Source organism: Paenibacillus sp. EB106-04-04-XG159, assembly GCF_058791835.1.
Genome location: NZ_JBYTDY010000040.1, coordinates 1 through 1,570, shown reverse-complemented (window position 1 = coordinate 1,570; position 1,570 = coordinate 1). Strand labels below are relative to the sequence as shown.

Genomic DNA, 1,570 nt, shown 5'->3' with positions numbered 1-1,570 from the left:
TAAACCAGCTAATCAAAGTCAAGATTCAACAGGTATAAGATTTCAGAACTCCAAAGAATACAGACTTAAATAAGCCTACTTCAGGAAGTAAGTTAATGGTAAAATATGACTATTGATGTCTGTTATTTGCTCTGAAAGGGCACGCCGTTACTCAAAATTCCGTAAATCATGCGCAAAAGCTTGTTTGAAGTCGCCACAATGGCAACTTTGGCAGGTTTACCTTCGAGTCGTTTTTGCTGGTAATATTGCCATAGAATCGGATTTCGAGGTCCGTGGATTTGCTTTGAGATTCCTCCAACTGTTGCTTGGTAAAGTGCTGTACGGAGATATGCAGAGCCCCGTTTTGAGATACGATTCTGGTTTGCTTTAAAGGTTCCCGACTCGTAAACAGATGAATCCAGCCCGGTAAAAGCGGTCAACTGTTTCACAGAAGGGAACCTTTTTATGTCTCCAATTTCAGCGTGAATCATGGTAGCAGTAATAGGTCCTACACCAGGGATTGAGCGTAAAAGATGGTAGGCTGGAGATGTTTGAGCTAAGGTTTCCATTTGCAGTTCAAGAGCTGTAATTCCATCTTGGTAACTCTTTAATAGATTCATATAGTTCTGCATAGAAAATTGGTGAGCTTGAAATCCAAACGGGTCAGGAAGGCTGCTACGAGCAATAGAAATTAGGTGAGCATATTTATCGTTATTCCAGGTACGACCTCTACGGTTATGCATAAGGATCTTCAATACTTCCTCTTTATCCGCAGTTAGAAGAGCAGAAGGCGATGGAAACTTAGTCAGTAGTTGAAGGGACGAAGGATTAAAAATGTTTTGAAAGGCCTTATCATAGCCAGGAAAAGCTAAGTCCAAGACGGATCGGAACTGAAGCTGAACCTCGCCGAGAAGAGCCATCCAATTGGAATACTGTCGGCAGAGAAACCTAAGTTCAGTTATTTCTTCATCGCTTTGAACCATTGGAGTACCTTCACCTAAATAGAAGGCATTAGCAATCCGAATGGCATCAATCGGATCTGTTTTCACCTTACGAGTAGAGCGTTTCTTAAGCTCATGAGTCGTTAAGGGATTAAGCAAAACAACGGAATAACCTTGAGAGAAAAAGAAAGAAGCAATAGGTTTAGAATAGTTGCCGGTTGCTTCCATAACCACAGTTGGTCGCTGTTCAGTAGATTCTTCAAGCTGAGCAAGTAAAGGAAGCAGAGTCGAAATGCTTTCAGGTGAATGGAAGAAGGAAAAGGGCTTATTCACTTGAATTCCATAAGAAGAGAAAGCAGCAGCAACGCTTTTACCTTTAGCAATATCGATACTTAAAACAGGTTGATTCATATGACCTCCTTAAATAACACTAGGACCCAAAACAGTTGCTCTCCACAGGTTGGCACGGTGATACGGGCTCGAGGCCCAACCAGCTGAATCGGGGTATGAACACTGCAAGGGCTGAAACACTTTATGCGACGAGATCTAAGTCCCAACACCGCATTCGTTTTTAACCCAGTGGTGATCTTTTAAGTATAAAAGAAAAGCTCATCCCCGATGAACTGGGATGAGCTTAATATACCAACACC

The 1,570-nt window shown here is 42.0% G+C and carries 1 protein-coding gene; it reads right to left on the bottom strand.

What is annotated here, in order from left to right; all coding sequences use genetic code 11:
* Positions 1-122: 122 nt before the first annotated feature.
* Complete coding sequence (locus tag AC3WTP_RS23250) at positions 123-1,331, bottom strand: IS110 family RNA-guided transposase (protein ID WP_492397002.1); 1,209 nt, start codon at positions 1,329-1,331, stop codon at positions 123-125.
* Between the last annotated feature and the right edge of the window lie 239 nt (positions 1,332-1,570).

Bases quoted from the DNA above. Each gene is read 5' to 3' on its own strand.
- AC3WTP_RS23250 (WP_492397002.1), bottom strand. From the start codon at position 1,331: ATGAATCAACCTGTTTTAAGTATCGATATTGCTAAAGGTAAAAGCGTT.